We start from the raw sequence: 20,720 nt of genomic DNA, 5'->3' as shown, positions 1-20,720 counted from the left end.
AGAGTGTCCCGGATTGCGGCTTTGGCTGTCCGGCTGTGCGGGACGTGTCGGGTCAGGATGGTCCGTACGGACTCGACTCGAACGGAACGAATCGCCAGGAGGATTCAGGAAGGGTCCTGAAGCGTTCGATATGGGTGGAGAGTGCCCCGTGCGGAGCGGCGGAAACCGCCCCGCACAGAGCCTGCGCGCCGGCCGGCCGGTCAGCTCGCGGGTGCGTCCTTGCGGAGGCGGAACCAGTAGAAGCCGTGTCCCGCGAGAGTCAGCAGGTAGGGCCACTGACCGATGGCGGGGAAGCGCACCCCGCCGATCAGCTCCACCGGATGACGCCCGTTGAAGGACCGCAGATCGAGCTCCGTCGGCTGCGCGAACCGCGAGAAGTTGTGCACGCACAGCACGAGGTCGTCCCCATGCTCACGGGTGAAGGCGAGCACCGCGGGGTTGGAGGAGGGCAGTTCGGTGTACGCGCCGAGGCCGAACGCCGGGTTCTGCTTGCGGATCTCGATCATCCGGCGCGTCCAGTGCAGCAGCGACGACGGGGAGGCCATCGCCGCCTCGACGTTGGTGACCTGGTAGCCGTAGACCGGGTCCATGATCGTGGGGAGGAAGAGCCGTCCCGGATCGCTGGAGGAGAATCCCGCGTTCCGGTCGGGCGTCCACTGCATCGGGGTGCGGACGGCGTCCCGGTCGCCCAGCCAGATGTTGTCGCCCATCCCGATCTCGTCCCCGTAGTAGAGGATCGGTGATCCGGGCAGGGACAGCAGCAGGGCGGTGAACAGCTCGATCTGGTTGCGGTCGTTGTCCAGCAGGGATGCCAGGCGCCGCCTGATACCGATGTTGGCCCGCATCCGCGGATCCTTGGCGTACTCCGCGTACATGTAGTCGCGCTCTTCGTCCGTGACCATTTCGAGCGTCAGCTCGTCATGGTTGCGCAGGAAGATGCCCCACTGGCAGCCGGACGGGATCGCCGGTGTCTTGGCCAGGATTTCGGAGACCGGGTAGCGGCTCTCCCGTCGTACGGCCATGAAGATCCGCGGCATGACGGGGAAGTGGAACGCCATGTGGCACTCGTCGCCGCCGGCCTGGTAGTCGCCGAAGTAGTCGACGACGTCCTCGGGCCACTGGTTGGCCTCGGCGAGCAGCACGGTGTCCGGGTAGTTGGCGTCGATCTCCTTGCGGACCCGCTTGAGGAAGCCGTGGGTCTCCGGGAGGTTCTCGCAGTTGGTGCCCTCGCGCTGGTAGAGGTACGGCACGGCGTCGACCCGGAAGCCGTCGATGCCGAGGTCCAGCCAGAAGCGCAGGGCGGAGATGATCTCCTCCTGCACCGCCGGGTTCTCGTAGTTGAGGTCGGGCTGGTGCGAGAAGAACCGGTGCCAGTAGTACTGCTTGCGCACCGGGTCGAAGGTCCAGTTGGACGTCTCGGTGTCGACGAAGATGATCCGGGCGTCCTGGAACTGCTTGTCGTCGTCGGCCCAGACGTAGTAGTCGCCGTACGGACCCTCGGGGTCGGTGCGGGACTGCTGGAACCAGTCGTGCTGGTCGCTGGTGTGATTCATGACGAAGTCGATGATCACGCGCATCCCGCGCTGGTGCGCGGCGTCGACGAACTCGACGAAGTCGGCGAGGTCGCCGAACTCCGGAAGCACGGCGGTGTAGTCGGAGACGTCGTAACCACCGTCGCGCAGCGGCGACTTGAAGAACGGCGGCAGCCAGAGGCAGTCGACGCCAAGCCACTGGAGGTAGTCCAGTTTGGAGGTGATCCCCTTCAGATCTCCGATGCCGTCACCGTTGGAGTCCTGGAAGGAACGGACGAGGACCTCGTAGAAGACGGCACGCTTGAACCAGTCGGGATCGCGGTCCTTGGCCGGGGTGTCCTCGAACGTGTCGTGGACGGGCTCATTGACGATCATGGTGTGGGTGACCCTCCGGTCGGCGGGGACGGTCGCAGGACGGCGATGTGCGCGGGCGTCACGCCCGGTTCCAGACGCACGTAGAAGGTCCTGCCCCAGTGATAGGAAGTGCCGGTGAGCTCGTCGCGCACCGGCACGCTCTCGTGCCTGTCGAGGCCGAGTCGCGGCATGTCCAACGAGACGGTCGCCTCCTGGGTGTGGTGCGGGTCGAGGTTGACGACCATCAGAACGATGTTCGAACCGGAGCGCTTGCTGTAGACGATCAGTGCGTCGTTGTCGGACGAGTGGAAGTGCACGTCACGCAGCTGCTGCAGCGCCGGGTGGCGGCGCCTGATCCGGTTGAGCGTGGTGATGAGCGGGGCCAGCGACCGGCCCTCACGCTCGGCGGCTTCCCAGTCCCTGGGCCGGATCTCGTACTTCTCCGAGTCGAGGTACTCCTCACTGCCGCCGCGGAGCGGGGTGTTCTCGCAGAGCTCGTACCCCGCGTACACCCCCCAGGTGGGGGAGAGCGTCGCCGCGAGCACCGCCCGTGCCTCGAAGGCGGGCCTGCCGCCGTCCTGGAGATATCCGGGGAGGATGTCGGGGGTGTTCACGAAGAAATTGGGCCTCATGCAGGAGGCCGTCTCACCGGACAGCTCGGTCACGTAATCGGTGATTTCCTGGCGGCTGTTGCGCCAGGTGAAGTAGGTGTACGACTGCTGGAATCCGATGGTGGCGAGTGCGTGCATCATCGCGGGACGGGTGAATGCCTCGGCCAGGAAGATCACATCGGGATCGGTGCGGTTGATGTCGGCGATGACCTTCTCCCAGAAGATCATCGGCTTGGTGTGCGGATTGTCGACGCGGAAGATCCGTACTCCGTGATCCATCCAGAACCGCAGGATGCGCACGGTCTCCGCGACGAGCCCGCGCAGATCCTTGTCGAACGCGATCGGATAGATGTCCTGGTATTTCTTGGGCGGATTCTCCGCGTAGGCGATACTGCCGTCCGCGCGGTGATGGAACCACTCGGGGTGTTCCGTGACCCACGGGTGATCGGGGGAGCACTGGAGGGCGAAATCCAGCGCGATCTCCATGCGCAGGTTCCGGGCGGCCTCGACGAAATGGTCGAAGTCGTCGAGGGTGCCGAGATCGGGATGGACGGCGTCGTGCCCGCCCTCGGCCGAGCCGATCGCCCAGGGCACCCCCACATCGTGCGCGGCGGGGGAGAGGGAGTTGTTCGGGCCCTTGCGATGGGTCGTCCCGATGGGGTGGACCGGGGGGAGGTAGACCACGTCGAACCCCATCGCGGCAACCGCCGGCAGCCGCTCGGCCGCCGTGCGGAAGGTGCCGCTGACGATCCGGGGAGGCTGCGCCGCGGCGGGTCGCGCCTTGGCCGCGCGGCCCTTCGCCACCGGCTTCGCCGGTACGGCCGGTTCGGTCCTGGCCCCCTCGGAACGGGGGAACAGCTCGTACCAGGAGCCGAACAGGGCACGCCGGCGCTCGACGACGAGCGGGAGCGGCCGCGAGGCGGTGACCAGCTCACGCAGGGGGTGGCCGGTCAGCGCCTGTGCCGCCTCGGGGGTGAGCGCGGCGGCCAGCCGGGCGGCGGCCGGGCGTGACGTGTCGCGCAGGGCGTCGACCGCGCGGAGCACCGCCTCGCGGCCGTCCCGCTTGGGCACGCCCCCGGCGGCCCGCTCGTACAGCTCGGCGCCCTCCGCCAGGACGAGCACGGTGTCGATCCCCGCCGGGATCTTGATCCGGGCGGTGTGCCGCCAGGTGGCCACCGGATCGCTCCAGGCCTCGACCGTGTACGTCCAGCGGCCCTCGGCGTCCGGGGTCACATCGGCGCCCCAGCGGTCGGTGCCCGGAGCGAGCTCGCGCATCGGTGTCCAGGGGCCGGGCCGCCCGCTCGGGTCGAGCAGGACGACGTTGGCCGCGACCGCGTCATGGCCTTCGCGGAAGACGGTCGCGGTGACCTGGAAGGTCTCACCGGAAACCGCCTTGGCGGGCCTTCTTCCGCAATCGACGAGGGGGCGGACGTCGAGGACGGGAATGCGACCGATCATGAAATCACCTGGGGACTGGAGCTCGGACTCAACAGGGCGCGTTGCGGCTGCGGAGGGCTGAACGCGCGCGCCGCGATGGTGGGGTTCCGTCCTTTCTAGCTGCTCCGTTGACGACTGGTGGGGTGTGGGCATGGCCGCTCCTGTCCGCGTTCACTCGAATGGCACTCGAATGGATGGGGCGCGGGTGTGGTGCACGGGTGTGGACCGAATGCGCACGGGCCGTACCGATTGCATACGAATCGCGGGCGGACAGCCGCCGAACGGCGGATGAACCGGCCGCGGGTCCGAGATGGATCGCCTTGAAATGTCATCCGAATGCATTCGTTCCGGGTACCGGAGAAGCCTTCCCACTGATGCCGGTAGGCCAATCCGGTGGTTTGTTAACTTCTCGGGCGTATCTGTGACGGTCTGAATGCGCCGGGCTCCGCCGCGCATGCGCGGGGTTGCGGAAAGCCGGTGCACGCGGGGACGGCGGGCGCCACTGGGAAGCCTTCCCCGTGGGGCGAAGGCCCACAAGGCCGTACGAGGTGAGGGAATCGGCCATAACGCCTGTGACGGATGTGCCTGGATCTGCGTCCAGTGCCTGGCGGTGCTCGGGTGTGCGGAGCGGAAGGGGCGGTCGGCCCGCCCGGGGTCGCACGCCGCCGGACGGCCGTGCGCCGTGGTTGCCGAGTGCCGTGCGCAGCTAACGTCGAGGGTGACGGAGCGGCGCACACCGTGGTGCGTCCCCTCGGATCAGGACGTCCCCTGTAAAGGTGGAATACGTGAAGGCCATTCGTCGATTCACCGTGCGTCCCGTCCTCCCCGATCCCCTTCAACCGCTCAGCGACCTCGCCCGCAACCTGCGCTGGTCCTGGCACCCCGAGACCCGTGAGCTCTTCCAGGCCGTCGACCCGGTGGCCGGCCGGACGGCGGACGGCGACCCCGTGCGCCTGCTCGGTGCCGTGTCCGCCGGGCGGCTCGCCGAGCTGGCCCGGGACGAAGCGTTCCTGCACCGGCTGACCGAGGCGTCCGCCGGTCTCCAGGACTACCTTCAGGGCCCCAGGTGGTACCAGGAACAACTGGTGCAGGGCGTCGAGCTGCCCGCCGCCATCGCCTACTTCTCGCCCGAGTTCGGGGTGACCGCGGCGCTGCCCCAGTACTCCGGCGGGCTGGGCATCCTCGCCGGGGACCATCTCAAGGCCGCCAGCGACCTGGGCGTGCCCCTGGTCGGCGTCGGCCTGCTCTACCGCCACGGCTACTTCCGCCAGAGCCTGTCCCGGGACGGCTGGCAGCAGGAGCACTATCCCGTCCTCGACCCCAACGAACTGCCGCTCACCCTGTTGCGTGAAGCCGACGGGTCGCCGAGCGAGGTGGTCCTGGCGCTCCCCGGCGGCCGCTCGCTGCACGCCCACATCTGGCAGGCCCGGGTGGGCCGGGTGCCGCTCCTCATGCTCGACTCCGACGTGGAGGGCAACGCCCCGGGTGAACGCGAGGTCACCGACCGGCTGTACGGCGGCGGCAGCGAACACCGGCTGCTCCAGGAGATACTGCTGGGCATCGGCGGCGTGCGCGCCGTGCGGGCCTACTGCCGGCTCACCGGCCACCCGGCGCCCGAGGTGTTCCACACCAACGAGGGCCATGCCGGATTCCTGGGCCTGGAACGCATCCGGGAGCTCTCCGGCAACGGCCTGGACTTCGGCTCCGCGGTGGAGTCCGTACGGGCGGGCACCGTCTTCACCACCCACACTCCGGTGCCGGCCGGGATCGACCGCTTCGACCGCGAACTCGTCGCCCGTCACTTCGGAGACGACGGAGAGCTGCCGGGTGTCTCCGCCGAACGCATCCTGCACCTGGGCACGGAGACGTACGACGGCGGCGATCCCGGCGTCTTCAACATGGCCGTGATGGGCCTGCGGCTCGCCCAGCGGGCCAACGGGGTCTCCACCCTGCACGGGGCGGTCAGCCGCGGGATGTTCGCCGGGCTCTGGCCGGGCTTCGACGCCCCGGAGGTGCCGATCACCTCCGTGACCAACGGGGTCCACGCACCCACCTGGGTCGCACCCGAGATCTACCGGCTGCGCACCGAGTCCGGGGGCACCCCGGGGCGGTGGGACTCCGCGGCCGCCATCCCCGACCGGCAGCTCTGGGACCTGCGGCGGACGCTGCGCGAGCAGCTGGTGACCGAGGTGCGGCAGCGGCTGTACGCCTCCTGGCGCACCCGCGGCGCGGAGGCCGCCGAACTCGGCTGGATCGACGGCGTCCTGGACCCCGACGTGCTGACGATCGGCTTCGCCCGCCGCGTGCCCTCGTACAAGCGGCTGACGCTGATGCTGCGCGACCGCGACCGGCTGCGGGGGCTCCTCCTCCACCCGGAGCGCCCGATCCAGATCGTCGTGGCGGGCAAGGCGCATCCGGCCGACGACAGCGGGAAACGGCTGGTCCAGGAGCTGGTCCGGTTCGCCGACGACCCCCGGGTGCGCCATCGCATCGTCTTCCTGCCCGACTACGGGATGGCGATGGCCCAGAAGCTCTACCCGGGCTGCGATGTCTGGCTGAACAACCCGCTGCGCCCGCTGGAGGCGTGCGGTACGAGCGGGATGAAGGCCGCCCTCAACGGCTGCCTCAACCTGTCGGTTCTCGACGGGTGGTGGGACGAGTGGTTCGAGCCGGACTTCGGCTGGGCGATCCCGACGGCCGACGGCTCCGCCATGGACGAGGACCGGCGTGACGACCTGGAGGCCAACGCGCTCTACGAGCTGATCGAGGACCGGGTCGCGCCCCGCTTCTACGACCACGGGGATGAGGGGCTCCCGGAGCGCTGGATCGAGATGGTCCGCCGCACCCTGGGCACCCTCGGCCCCAAGGTCCTCGCGGGGCGCATGGTCCGTGAGTACGTGGAGCGGCTGTACGCCCCCGCGGCCCTCGCCCAGCGCTCCCTGGACGCCACCACCGCGAGGGAGCTGGCCGACTGGAAGGCCAGGGTCCGGGCGGCCTGGCCGCGGGTGGCGGTCGACCATGTCGAGGCGGTGACGCCCACCGAGGCGGGCGGCTCGGCGGAGCTGGGCTCGACGCTGGCGCTGCGGGTCCGGATCACCCTCGGGGCACTGGAGCCGGACGATGTGGAGGTGCAGGCGGTGGCCGGCCGGGTGGACGCGGCCGACGCCATCACGGACGCCCAGGTCTTCCCGCTGAAGCCGGCCGGGGGCCAGGACCTGGAGGGCCGCTGGCTGTACGAGGGGCCGCTCGCCCTCGACCGCACGGGCCCCTACGGGTACACCGTGCGGGTGCTGCCCGCCCATCCGCTGCTGGTCGGCGGAGCCGAACTCGGCCTGGTGGCGCAGCCGACGGGGGGAGCGGGTGAGGGGGCGGGCCTGCTGATGCGCTGACGTCCCGTTCTCCCGCCGCCACGTGGGCCCGGCACCCTTCCACCGGTGCCGGGCCCTTCGTCTCCTGATGCGCGACGTCTACCTGCCCAAGGTCATCAACGGTTCGAACAGCAACGGGAACTGGGAACTAGCATGACCGAGGCCGCCATCGGCATCTCGGTCTTCCTGGAGGACCGCACCTCGTACGACAAGGCGGTCACCAAGTTCCGCGGACGTGTTCCCGCGTACATCTGTCTGACCTCGGACGGTGCGCTGCCGAAGGCGGCGCCCGGCAGCGGATTGGACACCCGCGACAAGATCGTCAAGTACTGGCAGGGCCAGTCGACCCTCATGGACGGGCTCACGCAGGAGACCTGCCGCGACCTCACCCACAGATCGCCGACCGGCTGCGCCACGCGCTGGGCCTGCACGCCAAGTACCAGCTGGGGGAGGCCGTTCCGTCGTCGCTGTGCGGCGGATCGCTCAAGGACGGCCTCGGCCCGGTCACCGAGGTCGGGTTCAACGCGCTGCACAACCGGATGGGCATCGCGATGACCGACACCCAGACCCTCACCCAGCAGCGCAGGCCCGCCGGGACCGACAACCTGTTCGTCGCCTGGGAGACGCTGACCCACGCGGACAACCCCGGCTGAGCACACGACCGCCCGGGAGGAGTGGGTACTCCTCCCGGGCGGGATACCGCGTCAGCCGCGGGACATGCGGTGCGGCTGGGTTCAGAAGGTCAGCTTGAAGCTGTTGATCTTTCCGGTGTCGCCCGAGTAGACGTCCTGGACCTTCAGCTTCCAGGTCCCGTTCGCCACCTCCGAGGAGGCGTTGACCGTGTACGTGGTCTGGACGTTGTCCGCCGAGTCGCTGGAGGACGAGTTCTTCAGGCGGTAGGCCGTGCCGTCCGGGGCGACGAGGTCGATGACCAGGTCACCGCGGTAGGTGTGGGTGATGTCCACGCCGACCTTGAGGGCGCTGGGGGCGTTGCCGGTACGGCCGGTGACGTTGACCGAGCTGGTGACGGCCGCGCCGTGGTCCGGGATGGCCGTGACGGTGGTGTTCTCGAAGACCGTGCCACCGGGGTCGGTGCCGCCGCCGGGACGCGCGCCGACGTTGATGCCGGCCCAGGCGTCGGCCACGGACTTGTACTCGGCGCTGGTCGTGCCGTACAGCTCACCGGCCGCGGCGAGCGTGCCGGTGCGGGCGGCCGCGTAGTTCGTCGTGGAGGTGAACTTGGTGGTGAGCGCCTTGAACCAGATCAGCGCGGCCTTGTCGCGGCCGATGCCGGTCACCGGCAGGCCGTCGGAGGTCGGGGAGTCGTACGAGACGCCGTTGATGGTCTTGGCGCCGCTGCCTTCCGAGAGAAGGTAGAAGAAGTGGTTGGCCGGGCCCGACGAGTAGTGGACGTCGACGTTTCCGATGCCCGAGTACCAGGCGTCCTTGGACGCGCCGTCCTTGCTCGGCTTGTCCTGGTAGCGCAGCGGCGTGCCGTCGCCGTTGATGTCGATCTTCTCGCCGATGAGGTAGTCGCCCTTGTCGGTGGCGTTGTTGGCGTAGAACTCGACGGCGGTGGCGAAGATGTCGCTGGTCGCCTCGTTGAGGCCACCGGACTCACCGCTGTAGACCAGGCCGGCGGTGTTGGAGGTGACGCCGTGCGTCATCTCGTGCGCCGCGACGTCCAGTGCGGTCAGCGGCGAAGCGTTGCCGCTGCCGTCGCCGTACGTCATGCAGAAGCAGCTGTCGTCCCAGAAGGCGTTGACGTAGCTGTTGCCGTAGTGGACGCGGGAGTACGCGCCGACGCCGTTGCCCTTGATACCGGTCCGGCCATGGACGTTCTTGTAGTAGTCCCAGGTCTCGGCCGCACCGTAGTGGGCGTCCGCCGCCGCGGTCTCCGCGTTCGAGGCGGTGCCGTCGCCCCAGACGTCGTCGCTGCCGGAGAAGAGGGTGCCCGTGCCGGACGTACCGTGGTTCAGGTTGTACGTCTTGTGGTTGCCGCGCGTGGTGTCGGTCAGCGTGTACGACGGAGCGGTCCCGAGGGTGACCTGACCGCTGTACTCCGTGTTGCCGACGCCGTTCTCGATGGCCTGCCACTCGTAGAGCTTCGCGCCGGTGGTCGCGTCCGTGACGACGTGGAGCGCGTTCGGGGTGCCGTCCTCCTGGAGCCCGCCGACCACGGTCTCGTAGGCGAGCTGCGGCTTGCCGCTCGCCATCCAGACGACCTTGCGCGGCGCCTTCTCGGCCACCGTCTTGTCCGAGCCGTCGGCCTTGGCCGCACCGAGTGCCTGCTTCTCGGCCACCGCCGGGGCGACCTCCGCGGCCGTGTCCACGGCCTTCAGCTGCGCGGTGGTGGCCTTGGACGCCTTGGTGACGCTCTTGGTCGTGCCGGCCTTCGACTCCTGGACGACCAGGTCGCCGCCGAGGACCGGGAGCCCGCTGAAGGTGCGCTCGTAACGGGTGTGCGTGGTGCCGTCGTTGTCCTGGATGACGTCCCGGACGACGAGCTTCTCCTGCGAGCCGAGACCGAGGTCCTTGGCGGTGGCCGCCTTGCTCGCGTTCGCGTCGCGGATCAGCTCCGCACGCTGGGAGGGGGAGAGCTGCCTGGGCAGCGCACCGTGATCGGCGCCTGCGGATGCCGCGGCGGTGATGGCGGCGGCGCTGGTCGCGCCGGCCGGTGTTGCTGTGGCTGTGCCGGTCTGGACTCCGGCGGCCAGAAGGGCTGCTGCGGCTATCAGAGCGCCGGTCGCGGTGGCACGACGGCTGGGCGTGGATCTCACGCGGACTCCTTCTGCAAGGGGGGTACCGGCGGCAGGGTGAGCCGTCCGGGCAGAGCAGGCAGTGCGCAGAACGGGGTGAACAGTGTCAGCAGAAGGGTGTTCCTGTCAGGACCGCGTCAACAAGATGGCCGGAATTCGTCCGTTGCCGTAATGGTCATGTTCGTTAAGCGGACGTTTCGCCGATCATCACCGCGATGCCGTCCAGCGTCCTCCCGAGCCCGAATTCGAAGAGGACGTCGAGGTCGAGCTCGAAGTCGTCGTGTTCGAAAAGAGTGTGGAGAACCTGGAAGTGCCCTCCTGTCGAGACGGCTTCGAACTGTGGCTCGTTCCGCGCCATCCACTCCTCGTCGGACAGCCCGGTGTCCTGGCGCGCCTGCGCCTCCAGATCGGCGGCCTGGGCCAGTCCCTGCACATACGCGAAGAGGGTGAGGTGGGTGTGGAGCATGGCGTGCGGGGGGAGCCCGGTGCCCTTCAGCGCGCGCAGCACCCACTCCGTGTACCGCATCGCGTGCGGGGACGCCGTGGGCCGGGTGAAGGAGGCCATCGCCCGGGCCATCCACGGATGACGCCCGTACACCGCCCGCAGCCAGCGGGCGGCGAGCTCCAGCCCGGTCCGCCAGTGCTGCGGCACGGGCCCCAGCGGGCGTTCTCCGAGCGCCTCCTCCGACATCAGCCGCACCAGTTCGGCCTTGCCCGGGACGTGGCGGTACAGCGCCATGGTGGACGTGGCCAGGATCGTCGCGACCCGGCGCATCGACACGGACGGCAGGCCCTCGGCGTCGGCCAGTTCGACGGCGGTGCGGACGATCCGGGCCCGGTTCAGCGCCGGCCCGTCCCCGGCGGCGAGGGGCGAAGCGCGATCCGCGACCACGGTGCCGACTCCCGGCACGGCCCGCACCAGCCCCTCCGTGCGCAGCACGGCCAGCGCCTTCGTGGCCGTCGCCATGGCGACGCCCCACTCCCTGACGACCGCGCGGGTGGACGGCACCCGTGCGCCCGGGGCGAGTTCGCCGGAGGCGATCCGCCGGCGCAGCTCGGCGGCGATCCTGAGGTAGGGCGGTTCGGTCGGCACCCAGCGGACTGTACTAGTGCACCAAGGACGTCGTACACCGCTCCGAACTGCCCTTACCGGCCAGGGACCGGATCGATTCCGGGCCATGCACTACGGCACTGTTTGTGGTGTACGCGGGCTCACTGCTGTGCTCCCGGCATGACTTCCTCACCGCCGGCCGCCCTCGCGGGCCGCCGTGAATGGACCGCACTCGGCGTGCTGATGCTGCCGCTGCTCTTCGTCTCGATGGACGTCTCCATCCTGTTCTACGCACTGCCCGCCATCGGCGCCGATCTGGAACCGGGCTCCACCCAGCAGCTGTGGATCCTCGACATGTACGGGTTCGTGCTGGCCGGGCTGCTCGTCACCATGGGGGCGCTCGGTGACCGGATCGGCCGCCGGAAGGTGCTGATGGGCGGCACGGTCGTCTTCGCCGCGGCATCCCTCGCCGCCGCCCTCGCGCAGTCCCCGGAGGCCCTGATCGCGGCCCGAGCGCTGCTCGGGGTGGGTGGCGCCTGCCTGATGCCGTCCACGCTCGCGCTCGTCCGCAACCTGTTCCACGACCGGGAACAGCGCTCCCGCGCCGTCGCGCTGTGGACGACGGTGATGGCCACCGGGATCTCGCTGGGCCCGGTCGTCAGCGGAATCCTCCTCGAACACTTCCGGTGGGGCGCGGTCTTCCTGATCAACCTGCCCGCGATGGCGCTCCTGCTGGTGGCCGCGCCGGCGCTGCTGCCGGAGTCCCGGAGCCCGGTGAAGGCGCGGTTCGACGTCCCGAGCGCCGTGCTCTCGCTCGCCGCGCTGCTGCCGGTGATCCAGGGCATCAAGGAGATCGCCAAGCACGGCTACCGGCCGCTGCCCGCCCTCGGCATCGCCGTCGGCCTCGTCCTCGGACTAGTCTTCGTCCACCGGCAGAGCCGGCTCACCCACCCGATGGTCGACCTGGCCCTCCTGCGCCGCCGCGCCTACGGGGGGTCGGTCCTCGTCAACGTCCTGGCGATGGCCGCCACGATCGGCTTCGCCGCCTTCTTCTCGCAGTACGTGCAGTCCGTCCTCGGCAAGAGCCCGTTCGAGGCCGCGATGTGGAGCCTGGTGCCGTCCCTCGGCGTCGTCGTCGCCGCACCGGCCGCCGGAGCGCTCGCCGAACGCCTGGACCGCGGATACGTCATGGGCGGCGGGTTCCTCGTCTCGGCGGCGGGCTTCCTCTGGCTCACCGGGACACGGACCGGCTCCCCGCTCTGGGTGACGCTGGCAGGCTCCGCCGTCTACGCGGGCGGCCTGGTCGCGGCGATGACCCTGGCCAACGAACTCGCCCTGGGCGCCGCGCCGCCCGAGCGCGCGGGCTCCGCCGCGGCCGTCCTGGAATCGGGCCAGGAGCTCGGCGGCGCGCTGGGCATGGCGCTGCTCGGCTCGCTCGGCGCGGTCGTCTACGGGCGCGACATGACCGACGCCGCACCCGGCGCCCCCGACGCGGCCCGGGAGACCCTGGGCGGCGCGGTGGCCGTGGCCCGGCAGCTCCCGCCGCGCGGCCAGGACGACTTGCTCTCCGCCGCGTCCAAGGCCTTCACCCACGGCCTGAACACGGCTGCGGCGGGTGCGGCCGCAGCCATGGCGGTGGCCGCGCTGATCTCTGTCGTGGTGCTGCGGCGTGCCGGTGAATCGGCGCCGGCCGATGCGGAGGACCGGCTCGGCGCGGAGCCGGCGGGAGGAGCGCTTCGGCACGCGGACGCAGAAGGCCGATGACACGCGGCAGTCGGTCAGGGAGGCGCTCGTGCACAAATCCCGCCACGTCGAGAGCGACGAGCTGCCCGGCGGCACGGGCGGTGAGCCGTGCGAGCGGGACCCGGCGGCTCCGGGCGACTCCCATGGAGCGGAACCCGCACCGCAGCCGCTCAGACCAGGCTCTCCCGCCAGACGCGGTGCAGGCCGGCGAACCGGCCCGTGCCGCCGATGAGTTCGGACGGGGCACCGTCCTCCACGATGCGGCCGTGCTCCATCACCAGGACCCGGTCCGCGATCTCCACGGTCGACAGCCGGTGGGCGATCACCACCGCGGTGCGGCCGTGCAGCACGGTGTCCATCGCCCGCTGCACCGCCCGCTCGCCCGGGATGTCGAGGGAGCTGGTCGCCTCGTCGAGGATCAGCACCGCCGGGTTCGCCAGCAGGGCGCGGGCGAAGGCGACCAGTTGGCGCTGGCCGGCCGAGATCCGGCCGCCCCTCTTGCGTACGTCGGTGTCGTAGCCGTCGGGCAGACCGCTGATGAAATCGTGGGCGCCGATCGCCTTCGCGGCCTGCTCGATCTCCTCGCGGCTCGCGTCCGGGCTGCCGATCGCGATGTTGTCGGCGACGGTCCCCGAGAACAGGAAGGCCTCCTGGGTCACCATCACCACCCCGCGCCGCAGTTCGGGGACGGCGAGATCCCGCAGATCGGTGCCGTCCAGCAGCACCCGGCCGTCGGTCGGGTCGTAGAAGCGGGCCAGCAGCTTGGCGAGCGTCGACTTGCCGGCGCCCGTCGACCCGACCACGGCCACCGTCTGCCCGGCGGGAACGGTCAGATCGAAACGGGGCAGCACCTCACCACCGGTGCGGTAGGCGAAGCTCACCGAGTCGAAGGCCACCTCGCGGCCCGGGAGCTCGCCCGTGAGCGGCGGCAGCTCCCGAGGATCCAGGGCCTCCGGAACCGTCGGGGTCTGGGCCAGCAGACCCGCGATCTTCTCCAGCGAGGCCGCCGCCGACTGATAGGAGTTGAGGAACATGCTGAGCCGGTCGATCGGGTCGTAGAGCCGCCGCAGATACAGCACCACGGCGGCCAGCACGCCGAGGGCGAGGGTGCCGGAGGCGACGCGGTAGGCACCCCACAGCACGATTCCGGCCACCGCCGTGTTGGCGATCAGCCGGGACCCGACGACGTAACGCGCGTTCTCGATCATCGCGTCGCCGTTCGTGCGCCGGTGCTCGTGGTTCAGCTCCCGGAAGGTCGCGTCGTTGACCGGCTCCCGGCGGAAGGCCTGGACGGGGCGGATGCCGTTCATCGTCTCCGCGAACTTCACGATGACCGCGGCGATCGCCGTCGACCGGGCCGCGAAGATCACTCCGGCCCGGCGCTGGTAGAGCCGCACCAGCAGATACAGCGGGGCGAAGGAGAGCACGGCGACGGCGCCCGTCGCGAAGTCCAGCCAGAGCAGCATCAGGGAGATGGAGACGAACGAGAGGACGACCCCGATCAGTTCCTGCAGCCCCTCGCTGAGCAGCTCCCGCAGCGACTCCACATCGGTGGTGGAGCGGGAGATCAGCCGGCCCGAGGTGTACCGCTCGTGGAAGTCCACGCTCAGGGCCTGGGCATGACGGAAGATCCGGCCGCGCAGATCGAGCAGGGCGTCCTGGTTGACCCCCGCGGAGGCCTGGATGAAGGCGTACTGCATGGCTCCCGCGCCGACGGAGCAGAGGGCGTAGCCGATGCCCACGACGATCAGCGGCCCGTAGTCCTTGTCCCGGAACGCGGGCACCCCGCTGTCGATGGCGTACGCGACGAGCAGCGGACCGGCCTGCACCGCGATCTGCTGGACCAGCAGGAACAGCGCGGCCACCACGACCCGGCCGCGGTGCGGACGCAGCAGCGACAGGAGCAGCTCGCGCGTCGCGCCACGGGGCGTGGGCAGGTCGTCGCGGTCGAAGGAGTCCCTGGGCGTCGGCGGGCGCGCGGGACCACGGGGCCCAGTGCCCGGCGCGGCCTTCTCCTCGTCCCCGCCGTCGCCGCCGGGTTCCGTGGGCCGTCCCGTCGTGGTGCTGGTCATCGGCTGCTGCCCTCCTCGGCAGGGGCGCTCGCGCCCAGGATGTCGTCGGTCGGGCCCGGCCCCTCGGGGTACGCGTCCTCGCCGTCCGGGAGGTCCGCGCCGGACATCAGCCAGGCGTACTCGGCGTTGCCGCGCAGCAGTTCCTGGTGGGTGCCGACCGCGCTGATCCGGCCCTCCGACAGGAGCGCCACCCGGTCCGCGAGCATCACGGTGGACGGCCGGTGGGCCACCACCACCGCCGTGGTCTCCCGCAGCACGCTGCGCAGCGCGGCCTCGACCAGCGTCTCCGTGTGCACGTCCAGCGCGGAGAGCGGGTCGTCGAGCACCAGGAAGCGCGGCCGGCCGACGACGGCACGGGCCAGCGCGAGACGTTGACGCTGACCGCCGGAGAGGCTCAGCCCCTGCTCGCCGACCTGGGTGTCGATCCCGTGCGGCAGGTCGTGGACGAAATCGGCCTGCGCGACCGAGAGCGCCCGCCGCAGCTCGTCCTCGCCGGCGCCCTCGGCGCCCATCAGGACGTTCTCGCCGACACTCGCCGAGAAGAGCGTCGGCTCCTCGAACGCCACCGACACCAGCTCCCGCAGCCGCTCGCGCGGCATCGCGGTGATGTCCTCGCCGTCCAGGGTGATCCGCCCCGAAGTGGCGTCGTGCAGCCGGGGCACGAGCGCGGTGAGCGTGGTCTTGCCGCAGCCCGTGGCCCCGACCAGGGCCATCGTCTCGCCGGGACGGATCCGCAGATCGATCCGGGCCAGCACGGGAGCGGAACCCTCCGCCGCGTCCGGGTAGCGGAACCGGACCCCCTCGAAGACCATGCCGCCGTCCCCCGAGGCGTCCGCGGCCGGGCCACCGGACGGGCTCCCGGCCGCCGGGCGGTGCGTCGCGGTCTCCTCCTCCTCGGCCACGTCCATCACCTCGAAGAACCGCTCGGTCGCCGACGCCGACTCCTGGCTGATCGCCAGCAGGAAGCCGATCGACTCGACCGGCCAGCGCAGCGCCAGCGCCGTGGAGAGGAAGGCGACCAGTGTGCCCGCCGACAGTCCGCCGTCCGCGACCTCGATCGTGCCGAGCACCAGCGCCGCCCCGATGGCGAGTTCGGGGATCGTGGTGATGAGGGCCCAGATGCCCGCGAGCAGCCGCGCCTTGTCCAGCTCCGTGGCCCGCAGCCGCTGCGCGAGGGCGCGGAACGCGAGGGCCTGGCTGCGGTGCCGGCCGAAGCCCTTGACGATACGGATGCCGAGCACACTCTCCTCGACCACCGTCGTCAGATCGCCGACCTGGTCCTGGGCCCTGCGCGCCACCAGCGAGTACTTCGCCTCGAAGACCGAGCAGACGATCATCAGCGGCACGACAGGGACGAGCAGCACCAGGCCGAGCGTCCATTCCTGGCCGAGCAGAATCACGAAACCGACCACGATCGTGGTGGAGTTGACCACCAGATAGGTCAGAGGGAAGGCCAGGAACATCCGCACCAGCATCAGGTCGGTGGTCCCGCGCGACAGCAGCTGGCCCGACGGCCAGCGGTCGTGGAAGGCGACCGGCAGGCGTTGCAGATGGCGGTAGAGGCCGGCCCGCATCGACGCCTCGACACCGGCCAGCGGACGCGCCACCACCCAGCGCCGGAGACCGAACAGGAACGCCTCCGCGATCCCGAGCAGCAGCAGATACAGCGCCCCCAGCCAGACGCCGCCGGGGTCCCCGTCGGCGACCGGGCCGTCGACCATCCACTTCAGCACGAGCGGGATCACCAGGCCGAGGCACGAGGCGACGACCGCTATCAGGATCGCGCCGGACAGCCGGGCCCGCACCGGCTTCACATACGGCCACAGCCGCATCAGGGAACGTGCGGCGGACCGGTCATTGGGCTCTGCATGTTCTTCGGGCATCAGGGGCGAGCCTACGGTTCACCACTGACATCGCTCATCTGCTTTTCTTGTGCGGCCGGGGCCGGACCGCCGGACGTCGTAACGCGGCATCAACCGATCGGCTGATGCCGATTCGAGCGCGATGGCGGATGCCGCGCGCGGGCCGGCGCCGGGATGCTCGTGGACATGGCAATCATCGAAGTGGACGGGGTGCACAAGGCGTACGCCGGACGCCCCGCGGTGGACGGGGTGAGCTTCGCCGTCGACGAGGGGGAGATCTTCGGGATCCTCGGCCCCAACGGTGCGGGCAAGACCACCACCGTCGAATGCGTCGAGGGACTGCGGGTCCCCGACTCCGGCACGGTCCGGGTCGCCGGGCTCGACCCCGTCGCCGACCATGACCGGGTGACGCTGCTGCTCGGCGCCCAGCTCCAGGAGAGCGAACTCCAGCCCAAGATCACGGTGGGCGAGGCTCTTGAGCTGTACAGCGCGTTCTACCCGAACCCCGCCGACTGGCGGTCGCAGGCCGAGCGGCTCGGCCTGCACACCAAGCTCACCACCCGGTTCGGCCAACTCTCCGGCGGTCAGAAGCAGCGGCTGTCCATCGCACTCGCACTCGTCGGCAACCCCCGGGTCGTGGTCCTCGACGAGCTGACCACCGGGCTCGATCCGCGCGCCCGGCGCGACACCTGGCAGCTGATCGAGGAGGTACGGGAGAGCGGTGTCACGGTCCTGCTCGTCACGCACTTCATGGAGGAGGCCCAGCGGCTCTGCGACCGGATCGCCGTGATCGACAAGGGCAGGGTCGTCGCCCTCGACACCCCGTCCGGGCTGATCGCCAGGGCGGGCAGCTCCACGGTCATCTCCTTCACGCCCTCGCAGCCGCTCGACGACACCGAACTGGCGCGGCTGCCCGGCGCGGCCTCGTGCGAGAGCCGCAACGGCCGCATCGTCATCAACGGCAACGACGAGACCGTCAACGCCGTGATCTCGCTGCTGGCCCGGCTCCGCATCACCGCGCACCAGCTGCGCGTCGCCGAAGCCAGCCTGGACGACGCCTTCCTCGACCTCACCGAGCACCCCGGCCCCGCCGAGCGGGACGCACTCACAGAACGGGCAGTCTGAGATGGCCACAGCGAACTCCGTCACCGGCCACGGGCCCCGCACCGCCCCGGCGGGCGCTTCCCTCGCGGTCCTCAGGTCCGAGACCAGGCTCTTCCTGCGCGAACCCGGCAGCCTGTTCTGGATCCTCGTCTTCCCGACCGTACTGATGACGATCCTGGGACTGATCCCGTCCTTCCGGGAGCACGACGACGCACTCGGCGGCCGGCGCGTCATCGACCTGTACGTCCCCGTGGCCGTGCTGCTCGCCATGATCATGGCCGGTCTGCAGGCGATGCCGCCCGTACTGACCGGCTACCGCGAACGCGGCATCCTGCGCCGCATGTCCACCACCCCCGTACGGCCCGCCGCCCTGCTCGGTGCGCAGATCGTCCTGCACGGCGCCGCGGCACTCGGCTCCGCCCTGCTGGTGCTGGCGGTCGGCCGGATCGCCTTCCAGGTGCGGCTGCCCGGACAGCCCTTCGGCTATCTGCTGGCGCTGCTGCTCGCCGTCGCCTGCGTGCTGGCCCTGGGCGCGCTGGTCTGCGCGATCTCCCGCACCATCAAGATCTCGGCCGCCATCGGCTCGGTCGTCTTCTTCGTGACGATGTTCACCGCGGGTGTCTGGGTGCCGGTGCAGACCATGCCCGACACCCTGCGCCGCATCGTCGAGGTCACCCCGTTCGGCGCCGCCTCCCAGGCGCTGGACCGGGCCGCGTCCGGTGGCTGGCCGAGCTGGGCGTACCTCGGCGCGGTGGCGCTGTGGACCGTACTGGCGGCGGGGGTCGCGGTCCGCAGGTTCCGGTGGGAGTGACGACCTCGACCGATCCGGGGGAGACTGCGGCCATGAGCGCGGGGGAGAGGGAAGCCGTGATCCGGGTGGCGACGGCCGAGCAGTGGTGGGAGCGGTTCTTCCGGTACGGACCGTACGGACTGCTCGCCCTGGCCACCGCGATCTCGGCCACCACCGGCGACCTGATCATGTCGCGCCGGGACGTGTACGCGATCGTGGTTCTCGTCTCGGTGGCGCTCGTGCTCCAGCTCTGGTGGGGACGGGTACGGACCGCGTCCGGCCGGACGCCGCAGTTCTACTTCGTCGTCCGCACGCTCCTCGCCTTCGGGCTGACCTGGTGCAACCCCTTCTTCGCCATCTTCGCGACGCTCGGCTACTTCGACGCCGCCCGGCTGCTTCCCCAACGGGCCACCCGGGCCGGGCTGCTGGCCACCGCCGTCATCATGGCGGGCTCGCAGTCCGGCAGTGGCCTGCCGCCCGTCAGCCTCATGAACTGGATCGCCTTCGTCATCCTCTTCGCCCTGCACGGGACCCTCACCATGGTCTTCGCGCAGATCGGCAACCGGGAGGCCGAGCAGGCCCGTACCCAGTCCGACACCATCACCGAGCTGGAGACCGCCAACGCGCGCCTCGAACAGGCCATGGCGGAGAACGCCGGACTGCACGCCCAACTCCTGCTCCAGGCCCGCGAGGCCGGGGTGGCCGACGAGCGGCGGCGGATGGCCGCCGAGATCCACGACACCATCGCCCAGGGGCTGACCGGCATCATCGCCCAGCTCCAGGCCGTCACCGCCGCCGCCGTCACCGATCCGGAGCTGGCCGGGGAACACCTCGTGCGGGCCACCGACCTCGCCCGGCACAGCCTGGGCGAGGCACGCCGCTCGGTGCACAACCTGCTGCCGGCCGCGCTGGAGCACGACGACCTTCCGGGCGCCCTCAAGAAGACGGTCGCCATCTGGTCGCAACGGACCGGCGTCCGAGCCGGGTTCACCGTCACCGGCACGGCCGAGCCGCTGCACGACGAGGTCGGCGCCACCCTGCTCCGGATCGCCGAGGAGGCACTCGCCAACGCCGGCCGCCATGCCGCCGCCTCCCGGGCCGGCGTCACGCTGTCCTACATGGGCGACGAGATCACCCTCGACGTGCGGGACGACGGCCGCGGCTTCGACCCGGCCGCGCTGCCGTCGTACCGGGGCGCCGGCGGATTCGGGCTCGGCGGTATGCGGGCGCGCGCCGAACGCATCGCGGGCACGGTCGAGGTGGAGACCGGACCCGGCCTCGGCACCGCGGTCTGCGCCCGGGTCCCGCTGGTCCGCGACGACTGAGACGGCACCGCCGCGGGCACAGTACGGTGGGCCGCTATGGCTGAGGAACCCGCACGCGTCATCACGCTCATCGTCGTCGACGACCACCCCGTCGTACGGAACGGGCTGCGGGGCATGTTCGATTCGGCGGCGGAGTTCCGGGTGCTCGGCGAGGCGGCGGACGGTGTCGAGGGTGTCGAGATGGCCGTCCGGCTCGATCCCGACGTCGTTCTGATGGACCTCCGGATGCCCGGCGGCGGCGGGGTGGCGGCGATCACGGAACTGACCCGGCTCGGCGCCCGCTCCAGGGTCCTGGTCCTCACCACGTACGACACCGACTCCGACACCCTGCCCGCGATCGAGGCCGGTGCGACCGGGTACCTGCTCAAGGACGCGCCGCGCGAGGAACTGTTCACCGCGGTGCGCGCCGCCGCCGACGGCCGTACCGTCCTGTCGCCCGCCATCGCCTCCCGGCTCATCTCGCGGGTGCGCGCACCCGTCCCGTCCGGCAGCGAGACGCTCTCCGCGCGGGAGCGCGAAGTGCTCGAACTCGTCGCCAAGGGGACGTCGAACCGGGAGATCGCCGCCGTGCTGTTCATCAGTGAGGCCACGGTGAAGACCCATCTCACCCATGTCTTCGTCAAGCTGGGCGCCAAGGACCGCGCGGCCGCCGTCGCCGTGGCGTACGACCGCGGCATCCTGGGCTGAGCGGCTGCCGGACGAACTCGGACCG

The 20,720-nt window shown here is 70.7% G+C and carries 12 protein-coding genes and 1 pseudogene; 7 read left to right on the top strand and 6 right to left on the bottom strand.

Annotation, left to right across the window (positions count from 1 at the left end; all coding sequences use genetic code 11):
* Positions 1 to 200 precede the first annotated feature (200 nt).
* Together treS and OG322_RS09920 are read right to left on the bottom strand one after the other, a co-directional pair.
* Positions 201 to 1,907 (bottom strand): maltose alpha-D-glucosyltransferase, encoded by a 1,707-nt coding sequence (gene treS / locus OG322_RS09925; protein ID WP_123461735.1) that lies wholly within the window; start codon positions 1,905 to 1,907, stop codon positions 201 to 203.
* Entirely contained in the window at positions 1,904 to 3,955 is a 2,052-nt protein-coding gene (locus OG322_RS09920) for an alpha-1,4-glucan--maltose-1-phosphate maltosyltransferase (protein WP_329306310.1), read from the bottom strand. The genes treS and OG322_RS09920 overlap by 4 nt, the downstream gene beginning before the upstream one ends.
* Positions 3,956 to 4,719: 764 nt before the next feature.
* On the opposite strand from OG322_RS09920, the gene glgP reads away from it, so the two are divergent.
* Both glgP and OG322_RS09910 read left to right on the top strand, forming a co-directional pair.
* Positions 4,720 to 7,323, top strand: coding sequence for an alpha-glucan family phosphorylase (gene glgP, locus OG322_RS09915; RefSeq protein WP_329306309.1), 2,604 nt, complete (start codon positions 4,720 to 4,722; stop codon positions 7,321 to 7,323).
* A gap of 64 nt (positions 7,324 to 7,387) precedes the next feature.
* Positions 7,388 to 7,955, top strand: a pseudogene (locus OG322_RS09910) (alginate lyase family protein); the annotation flags it as partial.
* 81 nt (positions 7,956 to 8,036) lie between these two features.
* Here the strand turns inward: OG322_RS09910 and OG322_RS09905 are convergent.
* Together OG322_RS09905 and OG322_RS09900 are read right to left on the bottom strand one after the other, a co-directional pair.
* Entirely contained in the window at positions 8,037 to 10,082 is a 2,046-nt protein-coding gene (locus tag OG322_RS09905) for a M4 family metallopeptidase (protein WP_123461737.1), read from the bottom strand.
* Between the two features lie 163 nt (positions 10,083 to 10,245).
* The gene (locus OG322_RS09900) at positions 10,246 to 11,154 is read right to left on the bottom strand and encodes a TetR/AcrR family transcriptional regulator C-terminal domain-containing protein (RefSeq protein ID WP_329306308.1); all 909 of its coding nucleotides are present in this window, start codon (positions 11,152 to 11,154) and stop codon (positions 10,246 to 10,248) included.
* A gap of 138 nt (positions 11,155 to 11,292) precedes the next feature.
* On the opposite strand from OG322_RS09900, the gene OG322_RS09895 reads away from it, so the two are divergent.
* Positions 11,293 to 12,876: an MFS transporter gene (locus tag OG322_RS09895; protein ID WP_123461739.1), complete on the top strand. Its 1,584-nt coding sequence runs from the start codon at positions 11,293 to 11,295 to the stop codon at positions 12,874 to 12,876.
* A 149-nt stretch (positions 12,877 to 13,025) separates the two neighbouring features.
* On the opposite strand, the gene OG322_RS09890 is transcribed toward OG322_RS09895, so the two are convergent.
* Both OG322_RS09890 and OG322_RS09885 read right to left on the bottom strand, forming a co-directional pair.
* Positions 13,026 to 14,927 carry an ABC transporter ATP-binding protein gene (locus tag OG322_RS09890; RefSeq protein ID WP_266410913.1) on the bottom strand — a complete coding sequence of 634 codons (1,902 nt, stop codon included), beginning with the start codon at positions 14,925 to 14,927 and terminating at the stop codon, positions 13,026 to 13,028.
* Positions 14,924 to 16,810, bottom strand: a complete 1,887-nt coding sequence (locus tag OG322_RS09885) for an ABC transporter ATP-binding protein (protein ID WP_329306307.1) — start codon at positions 16,808 to 16,810, stop codon at positions 14,924 to 14,926. The genes OG322_RS09890 and OG322_RS09885 overlap by 4 nt, the downstream gene beginning before the upstream one ends.
* A gap of 165 nt (positions 16,811 to 16,975) precedes the next feature.
* Between OG322_RS09885 and OG322_RS09880 the strand changes: the two genes are divergently transcribed.
* From OG322_RS09880 to OG322_RS09865, 4 genes are read left to right on the top strand one after another with little or no spacing between them, the layout of a single operon-like run.
* Positions 16,976 to 17,914 carry an ABC transporter ATP-binding protein gene (locus OG322_RS09880; protein WP_124285069.1) on the top strand — a complete coding sequence of 313 codons (939 nt, stop codon included), beginning with the start codon at positions 16,976 to 16,978 and terminating at the stop codon, positions 17,912 to 17,914.
* A 1-nt stretch (position 17,915) separates the two neighbouring features.
* Positions 17,916 to 18,704: an ABC transporter permease gene (locus OG322_RS09875; protein WP_124285070.1), complete on the top strand. Its 789-nt coding sequence runs from the start codon at positions 17,916 to 17,918 to the stop codon at positions 18,702 to 18,704.
* Between the two features lie 32 nt (positions 18,705 to 18,736).
* Complete coding sequence (locus OG322_RS09870) at positions 18,737 to 20,008, top strand: sensor histidine kinase (protein WP_123461743.1); 1,272 nt, start codon at positions 18,737 to 18,739, stop codon at positions 20,006 to 20,008.
* Between the two features lie 36 nt (positions 20,009 to 20,044).
* Positions 20,045 to 20,695: a response regulator gene (locus OG322_RS09865; protein ID WP_266410910.1), complete on the top strand. Its 651-nt coding sequence runs from the start codon at positions 20,045 to 20,047 to the stop codon at positions 20,693 to 20,695.
* The last annotated feature ends 25 nt before the right edge of the window (positions 20,696 to 20,720 follow it).

This window comes from Streptomyces sp. NBC_01260, from assembly GCF_036226405.1.
Classification (GTDB): domain Bacteria; phylum Actinomycetota; class Actinomycetes; order Streptomycetales; family Streptomycetaceae; genus Streptomyces; species Streptomyces laculatispora.
Note: the sequence above shows the minus strand (reverse complement) of the source record. Positions and strands in the feature narration are given on the sequence as shown.

Coding starts and splice junctions, on each gene's coding strand:
- treS (WP_123461735.1), bottom strand. CDS start 1,907: ATGATCGTCAATGAGCCCGTCCACGACACGTTCGAGGACACCCCGGCC.
- OG322_RS09920 (WP_329306310.1), bottom strand. CDS start 3,955: ATGATCGGTCGCATTCCCGTCCTCGACGTCCGCCCCCTCGTCGATTGC.
- OG322_RS09895 (WP_123461739.1), top strand. CDS start 11,293: ATGACTTCCTCACCGCCGGCCGCCCTCGCGGGCCGCCGTGAATGGACC.
- OG322_RS09890 (WP_266410913.1), bottom strand. CDS start 14,927: ATGACCAGCACCACGACGGGACGGCCCACGGAACCCGGCGGCGACGGC.
- OG322_RS09885 (WP_329306307.1), bottom strand. CDS start 16,810: ATGCCCGAAGAACATGCAGAGCCCAATGACCGGTCCGCCGCACGTTCC.
- OG322_RS09880 (WP_124285069.1), top strand. CDS start 16,976: ATGGCAATCATCGAAGTGGACGGGGTGCACAAGGCGTACGCCGGACGC.
- OG322_RS09875 (WP_124285070.1), top strand. CDS start 17,916: ATGGCCACAGCGAACTCCGTCACCGGCCACGGGCCCCGCACCGCCCCG.
- OG322_RS09870 (WP_123461743.1), top strand. CDS start 18,737: ATGAGCGCGGGGGAGAGGGAAGCCGTGATCCGGGTGGCGACGGCCGAG.
- OG322_RS09865 (WP_266410910.1), top strand. CDS start 20,045: ATGGCTGAGGAACCCGCACGCGTCATCACGCTCATCGTCGTCGACGAC.